We start from the raw sequence: 8,076 nt of genomic DNA, 5'->3' as shown, positions 1-8,076 counted from the left end.
TATACAGAGTAGTATAGATAAACTTAATATATATACTTTAATGTATAGATTTTATAAATTTAATAATTTTCTGTAACAAATGTATAATAGTGTAGAATGTTACAGAAAAGAGGGGAATTTTATGATTAAATCAAAAAGTTTAGTAGCAGTTGGTATGGCTCTTACTATGCTACTTAGTTTTACTGGATGTAGCCAAGGGGAGAAAAAGGCTGAGGTAGAAGTATCACAAATTATGTTTAATGGTTCTTCAACACTTGCACCGGTTATTTCTAAGATAGCAACTAATTACACAGAGGAAAATAAGACTTGGAACAAGGTTGATTCTTCACTTCCAGAGAAGGATATTACTATTTATGTTTCTTCAGGTGGTTCAGGTGCTGGTGTTAAGTCAGTAGCTGACGGTGTATCAGATTTTGGTATGCTTGCAAGGGGAGTTAAGAATGATGAGAAGGCTAAGATAGAAGGGCTTAAGGAAACTAAGGTTGGTATAGATGCATTAACTATTTCAGTTAATCCTAAGAACAAAATTCTAAAGGTTAAGGATAACTTAACAACTGATGAAATTAAGAAGATTTTCTCAGGTGAATTTAAGACTTGGAATCAAGTAGATCCTACACTACCTAATAAGGAAATAGTAGTTGTTACTAGAGATATTGGTGGTGGAGCACATGAGGTATTCCAAAAGAAGATAATGGGAGACGCTCAGGTTAAGAAGGAAGCTATTCAAGCACCTTCAATGGGAGCACTTGTTTCTAAAATTATTGAAAATGAATATGCTATAGGTTATGCTTCATTCGGTGTTGCAAACCAAAACAAGGGTAAAATCTCACCACTTAAGGTTGATGGTGTAGATGCTACTAAGGAAACTATTTTAGATGGTAGCTACAAGATTCAAAGACCTCTTATTGTTATAAATAAGGGTGAAATGAATCCAATGCAAAAGTCATTTATGGATTATGTAATGTCAGAAAATGGTCTTAAAATAGTTGAAGAAATGGGATTCATTCCAGCAAAATAAAAATAAATCATAAAACAAGTTTTATGATCTTTGTTAATAAACTAAGGCTTAGAGTTTTCTAAGCCTTGTTTTTGTAGGAGATATTATGAAGGTTAAAGATAGGATTTTTGAGGGCTTAATAAAAGGGGTTACCTTTTTTACAGCTATTATTATTGTTTTTGTTATTGGATTTATAGTTAAAGAGTCTATACCTGTTTTTAAAAGTATAGGTGCTTTAGAGTTTTTGTTTTCATCCCAGTGGAATCCTTTAGGAAATGAATATGGAATACTCTACTTTATTCTTGGAAGTATATACATATCACTATTATCACTTATTATTGCACTTCCATTAGGACTTGGATGTGCTGTATTTCTTTCATACTACACTAAGAGGGTCACCCGTAATATTATACTGTCATTTGTAGAAATGCTAGCAGGTATTCCATCTGTTATATTTGGATTTGTTGGACTACTTGTTATTGTTAAGTTTTTTGAGAATAATATTAATATGACATCAGGTGAGTGTATGCTGGCAGGGGCTATTTTGCTAGCTATTATGATTCTTCCATTTATAATAGATAACTGCTATGAGTCTATTGAAGAGGGAAGAAAGCTTTATGATGAGGCATCACTTAATCTTTCTGTATCTAAGTGGTATACATTTAGAAAGGTTATATTAAGATCGATTACACCTGCTATTATGTTAAGCTGCGTTCTTGCTTTTTCAAGGTCTATAGGAGAAACTATGGCGGTTATGATGGTTATAGGTAATTCACCTATTTTCCCACGTCTTCTAGGAAAAGGGGAGACTATCCCATCACTTATAGCACTTGAAATGGGAAGTGTAGAATACTCAAGTATTCACTATAGTGGGCTTTATGGGGCTGCACTTGTTCTTATTATAATTGTGCTTACATGTAATATTAGTTTCTTTATGATGAAAGGAAGAAAAAAATATGAGGGATAGGTTAGTTAAGCTTTGGAGTATTTTAAGTGGAATAGTTGTTGTTTTAATTATTGTATTTGTATTTTTATATTCACTTGTTAAAGGATTTAAGGTTATTAATTTAGATTTTATATTTAAGGGGCCACAGGGTATGCCTCTTGGTACTGAGGGAGGAATATTTCCTGCTATAGTAGGCAGTGCTTATACAGGAATACTTTCAGGACTTATTGCATCGGTGCTTGGAATAGGGTCTGCAATATATCTTGTATTCTACTGTAATAGCAAAAGGTTATATAGTCTGCTTGTGTTATCTATCCAAGGAATATCAGGTATACCATCTGTTGTAATTGGACTGTTTGGATATAGTTTTTTAATAGTTAGGCTTAATATACCAAGAAGCGTGTTAGCCGCCAGTATTACACTTGCTATTATGATTATTCCATTTATAAGTTTAAGGGTAGAGAAGATTTTTAAAGAGGTTGATAGGGACATAATAGATGCTTCACTTAATCTAGGAGTATCTAAGATACATACAATATTTAAAATTGTTCTACCTCAAACCATTAATAAAATTCTTTCATCAATTATTGTTGGAGTGTTCTATGGAATAGGTGCAGCTGCTCCTATTATGTTTACAGGTGCTGTGCTTATAGGTAAGAGTAGCCCAGGTGTTTTAGAGCCTTTTATGGCACTTCCATATCATTTATATGGACTTGTAAGTGAGGGAATATCTATGGAAATGGCATATGGAACAGCAGCAGTACTAATGATTATGTTAATAGGGACAAACCTTGTTTGTAGGATACTAGTTGGAGGAGATAAATATGGACAAGCTAATAGAAATTAATAATTTAAATGTAAATGTAGATGATAAGCAGATACTATCTAATATTAATTTTCCTATATATAAGGGAAAAATAACATCGATAATAGGACCTTCAGGATGCGGAAAATCTACACTGCTTAAGGTAATAAATAAAAGCTTAAGTTATGGGAATGCATCTGGGGAAGTTCTTTTAAATGGTGAAAATATAAATAATTTAACTAGGGAAAAGGTAGCAGGGAAGGTAGGTCTTATAAGTCAAACACCTGCTGTATTTCCTTTTTCAATATATAAAAATATAAGTTATGCACTTGAATATTTTAAGAATAAGTCTAAGGGTGAAATTGAAAGTATAGTTATTGAGAAGTTAAAGGCTGTTGGGTTATTTCATGAAGTTAAAGATAGATTAAAATCAGATGCTAGAAGCCTATCAGGTGGTCAAAAACAAAGGTTATGTATAGCTAGAAGTCTTGCAGTTGAGCCACTACTTATATTACTTGATGAGCCATGTTCAGCACTTGATATTAGAAATACAAGTATTATTGAGGAGCTTTTAAAGGAGCTTAAATTAGATTACACAATATTAATAGTAACCCATAATTTAGCCCAGGCTAGAAGAATATCAGACTACACTGCTTTTATTGAAAGTGGAAATCTTATAGAGTTTGGAGATACTGAAGAATTATTTAATTCTCCAAAGTGCAGAGAAACTAGGGAATATATAAGTTATATGTAGTAAGTGCTTAAGTAGTTTAAGTAATATTAAGGGGAGTAGGATATGATTATAAATATACCAGGAAGAGAAGAAATTAATATTGAAAACATAGTGTTTGACTATAACGGAACAATTGCAGTAGGTGGTGTAATTAAGCCATCAATTAGAGAGAAGATTAGAAAGTTAACTTCTATGGTTAACTGCATTGTATTAACAGCAGATACATATGGAGATGCTAGAGTTCAATGTGATGAAGTAGGACTTAATATAATTACCTTTGAGGGTGAAGGTGCAGGGCAGCATAAGCGAAGAATTGTAGAGAATCTCTCACCTGAAAAATGTTTATGTATAGGAAACGGGTTCAATGATATTCAGATGTGCACTGTAGCAGCCCTATCTATAGGAATTATAGAGGGGGAGGGAATAAGTGGTAGGCTTATATCAAGTGTAGATATTGTTATAAACACGATAGATGATGCACTAGATCTTATTCTTAATCCTAAGAGAATGATAGCTACCTTAAGAAATTAATAGTTATGTAGAGTTATTATTTATTGTAATATATTAATATTTTGTGAATTTCTAAAATATAGGCAATTTAATCCATATTTATCTATACAATATATCGATTAAATGTTTTGGAGGGATTACATGAGTTGGTATATTTTAAGATGGAAAAGAACGCTAGACTTTAAAGGAAGGTCAAGGCGTAAAGAATACTGGATGTCATTTTTATTCGATGTAATTATTCTTATTTCACTTACTGTACTAGGTTCATTTATAGGTCTTGGAGAGATTTTACCTTGGATATATTCAGTTGCAATTATAGTTCCAAATTTATCTTGTACAATTAGAAGAATTCACGATATAGGGAAAAGTGGATACTTTATTCTAATGCTTGCCCCAACATATATTTTTCAAATATTAGAGGCATTTGGACTTTCAATGGGAGTAACAAGTGGTTCACTTGAGATATTCTTGATTGGAGGATACTTAGTAGCGGCAGGATGTTGTCTAACTATATTCGTATTCACACTTATTAATGGTCAAAGTGGAGACAATAAGTATGGAATAGATCCAAAGGCAGAGGATAGAATAATAGAAAGTATATAATAAATATTAGTTTTAAAGGTGGTTTTTAAACCACCTTTTTTTATTAGTGGTATAATAATGAGAAAAATGACTAGGAAGGTGACTTTGGTGAATAGAGAAGAGAAGATAATACCTCACTTTGGTGAGAATTTATACACATATATATGGTCAAATGTAGAGAGTCCTAAGGGAATTGTACACATTTTCCACGGGATGGTGGAACATAGTGGAAGATATGATGAGTTTGCTAATTATCTTAATTCAAGGGGATATATTGTTATATCATCGGATCATAGGGGACACGGTGAAACAGGTAAGGATAAGGGACTTGGTTATATTGGAGAAGAAGGATTCTATGGAATTGTAAAGGATAAGAAGTTTTTATCAGATTACATAAGAGATAGATTTAAGGGTATACCCCTATTTATTCTAGGACATAGTTTTGGTTCATTTATAGCTCAAGAGTATTTAATCCAGTATTCTAATGATATAGATGGAATTATATTTTCAGGTTCAGCTAAAAATGATGGAGTAGATATTATACTTGGAAATATTGCTGCTAATATTCAAAGTGTATTAATAGATGATAGTAAGCCTGCAAGATTAATAGATAAAATGGCCTTTGGTGGGTTTAATAGAAGTGTTAAGTCACCTAAGACTAAGTTTGACTGGTTAAGTCGTGATGATGAGCAGGTACAAAAATATATTAATGATAGATACTGTCAGTTTATTCCCTCTATTAATTTTTATAAGAACCTATTCTCAGGACTAAGAAGATTATATAAGAAATATAGATTAGATGGAATTAATAAGAATATAAATATACTAGTTATATCAGGTGATAGGGACCCTGTAGGTAAGATGGGTAAGTCTGTACAAAGATTATATCAGCAATATAAGGACCTTAATATTAAGGGTGTAACTCTTAAGTTATATGAGGGTGGAAGACATGAGATGCTTAATGAGACTAATAAGGGTGAGGTATATGAGTATATTTATAAGTGGATAGAATTATTAAATTTACAGATGGATATACAGGATAAATAAAAAAGGGAAAATATATATAGTAAAATCAATATATAATATTTTAAAGTCATAGGGGGATAAATATGGTAAGTCTTGAAACAGAAAGATTATTACTTAGGCCTTTTAGAGAAGAGGATTATTTAGATTTATATGAGTATGCAAAAACAGATTTAGTTGGACCGAGAGCAGGATGGATGCCACATAAGAGTGTGGAAGAGTCGAAAGAAATTGTTAAAATGCTTATGGTCGATGGTTCATTTGCAGTAGTATTAAAGTCAGAGAATAAGTTAATTGGGTCAATTGCAGTACATAATAGAGTTCCAAAAGGTGTTATTAAAGAGGATGGTCAGATGGAAGTTGGATATTGTTTAAACCCTAGTTATTGGGGAAAAGGATATATGCCTGAGGCAGTTAAGGAAATAATAAGATATTCATTTATAGAGCTTAGACTTAATATTTTATGGATTGCTCATACAATAGATAATACTAATTCTCAGAGAGTTATAGAAAAGAGTGGGTTTAATTATAGATTCACAGGTGAGGATGTTTTTATAAGATTAAATAATAAAAAGGTTATTAATAAGTGTTATAGCATAACAAGGGAAGAGTACCTAAATTTCATGTAATAGTAAATGAGAATATCAAAATTTGATATTCTCATTTTTATAGTTAGATAAAAAACACTATAAAATTACAATTTACAACATAATTATTTTGATATTTATAACAAATAAATACTTGTTGAATATTATGCTTGTAAAAGGAGGAGATATATATGAGTTTTTATAAAATAAGTCCTAAAAATGGGCTAGACGAAGAAAATCTCATAAATGGGAGGCAGAATAATTATGCTTGGTCAATAGAAGAACTTGGTGATTATATTTATGTAGGAACAGGAAGAAATGTACCATATAACATTATAAAAATTGATCCTAATGTTAATACTCCTGATTTAATTACTCCAGAACAATTAGATAATAGTCCTGAAATATGGAGATATAAAAAGAATTCACTAAAGGGATGGCAGTTAGTTCATAAAGCTGATATACAATCGACTATATCAGGATATAGATATATAGTAGGGCATAATCCATATAATGGAATGAAATGTTTATATGCAGCTTCATATGGAGGAAATGTAGAAATTTTAAAATCTACTAATGGAGTTAACTGGTTTAAGGTTCAAGAGGGTGCTATTCAAGGTACTTCATCAAGGGCAATGGTTTCACATAATGGTAAAATTTATGTTGGGGCAATAGATGAGACAAGCATCTCAGATATAACACTTCTTTATTCTAGTACTGATCCAGAGTTTTTTCCTTTTGATCTTGTGATAGACTCAGGTAAACCAGGATTCGACCCAGATAAGAATCCTAAGGGACAAATTTCAAATATGGTTGTATTCAATAATAAATTATATGTTGCTACAAGTAGTTTAAAGGGTGTTGCCTTATACAGAACAGAGGGTTGTGAACCTGAAATGAACAAATGGGTTAAGATAGCTGAAAATGGATTTGATTGTCCTTTAAATACCTACTCTTTAAGTATAGGTGTATTTAAGGAACATGTGTATCTATCTATGACCAAAATATTACCTATATCATGGTTATTACCTATAGGCTGTGAAATAGTTAGAGTAGATAAGAAAGATAGATGGGAAGTTATTGTTGGAGGTTCAATTTTTGATGATGATGAATGTTGTTGTAATAGTAGATGTAAACACCACTATGGACCTGGATTTAATAATCCATTTAATGTATATGCATGGCAAATAGAAGAGTATAAGGGAAGACTTTTTGTAACAACATTTGACGATGCTATTAATATGGAGCTTATACTAAATACTCTTTTAGCAAATAAGGAAGAGTTAATAGGAATGATAGGAGATAAGTTTACTAACCTGCTAATAGATCTTTATATGTTAATAGTTAAGGAACTTAATAGATTAAAATATCCATTTGGTTTTAATATGTATATGTCAGAGGATGGAGTTAGCTTTAAGCCGGTTTGTGTTAATGGGTTTGATAATGGAAAGAATTATGGTGGAAGATTATTATTTGTAGATTCATGTAATAGTCTATATGTAGGTACTGCAAATCCATATGAAGGTTGTGAAATGTGGGTGACTAATGAAATTCCAAGGTGCTTTGCTAGAGACTTTGATTTCACTTCAATTTTATGTAGTAAAGAGTATAAAATGATAATGGAAAATAAGGATGAAATAATGGAAAAACTTAAAATAGTTACAAATAAAATAAAAAAATAATTCTATATACTAGAATGTAAACATATATTGGATTTTGTAAATGAGAGAGGCTATGGATATAATCCTGTAGCCTCTTTTTAAATATTAATAATTCTTAATAAATTATTATGTAAAATATTAATATTTTATATGTAGTATATGACTATACCTAAGGGAGGGAATAGTCATGAAAAGAAATTTAAAGCCTATTATAATAATTTTAATATGGATA

General features: G+C 31.1%; 9 protein-coding genes. All 9 read left to right on the top strand.

Features of this window, described 5'->3' with window-relative positions:
* Positions 1–124 precede the first annotated feature (124 nt).
* Positions 125–1,018, top strand: a complete 894-nt coding sequence (locus RR539_RS09430) for a phosphate ABC transporter substrate-binding protein (protein ID WP_332474562.1) — start codon at positions 125–127, stop codon at positions 1,016–1,018.
* 85 nt (positions 1,019–1,103) lie between these two features.
* Positions 1,104–1,964, top strand: a complete 861-nt coding sequence (gene pstC, locus RR539_RS09425) for a phosphate ABC transporter permease subunit PstC (protein WP_332474558.1) — start codon at positions 1,104–1,106, stop codon at positions 1,962–1,964.
* Positions 1,954–2,790, top strand: coding sequence for a PstA family ABC transporter permease (locus tag RR539_RS09420; RefSeq protein ID WP_332483760.1), 837 nt, complete (start codon positions 1,954–1,956; stop codon positions 2,788–2,790). Before pstC ends, RR539_RS09420 begins: the two co-directional genes overlap by 11 nt.
* On the top strand, positions 2,768–3,502 hold the full coding sequence (locus tag RR539_RS09415) for a phosphate ABC transporter ATP-binding protein (RefSeq protein WP_332474556.1): 735 nt from the start codon (positions 2,768–2,770) through the stop codon (positions 3,500–3,502). The genes RR539_RS09420 and RR539_RS09415 overlap by 23 nt, the downstream gene beginning before the upstream one ends.
* 42 nt (positions 3,503–3,544) lie before the next feature.
* Entirely contained in the window at positions 3,545–4,012 is a 468-nt protein-coding gene (locus tag RR539_RS09410; RefSeq protein WP_332474555.1) for an HAD family hydrolase, read from the top strand.
* A 120-nt stretch (positions 4,013–4,132) separates the two neighbouring features.
* On the top strand, positions 4,133–4,594 hold the full coding sequence (locus RR539_RS09405; protein ID WP_332474554.1) for a DUF805 domain-containing protein: 462 nt from the start codon (positions 4,133–4,135) through the stop codon (positions 4,592–4,594).
* Between the two features lie 87 nt (positions 4,595–4,681).
* Complete coding sequence (locus RR539_RS09400) at positions 4,682–5,620, top strand: alpha/beta hydrolase (RefSeq protein ID WP_332474561.1); 939 nt, start codon at positions 4,682–4,684, stop codon at positions 5,618–5,620.
* A gap of 62 nt (positions 5,621–5,682) precedes the next feature.
* Complete coding sequence (locus tag RR539_RS09395) at positions 5,683–6,225, top strand: GNAT family N-acetyltransferase (protein WP_332474553.1); 543 nt, start codon at positions 5,683–5,685, stop codon at positions 6,223–6,225.
* A gap of 149 nt (positions 6,226–6,374) precedes the next feature.
* Entirely contained in the window at positions 6,375–7,865 is a 1,491-nt protein-coding gene (locus tag RR539_RS09390) for a hypothetical protein (protein WP_332483761.1), read from the top strand.
* The last annotated feature ends 211 nt before the right edge of the window (positions 7,866–8,076 follow it).

Origin of the sequence: Clostridium sp. (assembly GCF_036639235.1) — a bacterium.
Lineage (GTDB): Bacteria > Bacillota > Clostridia > Clostridiales > Caloramatoraceae > Clostridium_AB.
Note: the sequence above shows the minus strand (reverse complement) of the source record. Positions and strands in the feature narration are given on the sequence as shown.

Coding starts and splice junctions, on each gene's coding strand:
- pstC (WP_332474558.1), top strand. CDS start 1,104: ATGAAGGTTAAAGATAGGATTTTTGAGGGCTTAATAAAAGGGGTTACC.
- RR539_RS09395 (WP_332474553.1), top strand. CDS start 5,683: ATGGTAAGTCTTGAAACAGAAAGATTATTACTTAGGCCTTTTAGAGAA.
- RR539_RS09415 (WP_332474556.1), top strand. CDS start 2,768: ATGGACAAGCTAATAGAAATTAATAATTTAAATGTAAATGTAGATGAT.
- RR539_RS09405 (WP_332474554.1), top strand. CDS start 4,133: ATGAGTTGGTATATTTTAAGATGGAAAAGAACGCTAGACTTTAAAGGA.
- RR539_RS09420 (WP_332483760.1), top strand. CDS start 1,954: ATGAGGGATAGGTTAGTTAAGCTTTGGAGTATTTTAAGTGGAATAGTT.
- RR539_RS09390 (WP_332483761.1), top strand. CDS start 6,375: ATGAGTTTTTATAAAATAAGTCCTAAAAATGGGCTAGACGAAGAAAAT.
- RR539_RS09410 (WP_332474555.1), top strand. CDS start 3,545: ATGATTATAAATATACCAGGAAGAGAAGAAATTAATATTGAAAACATA.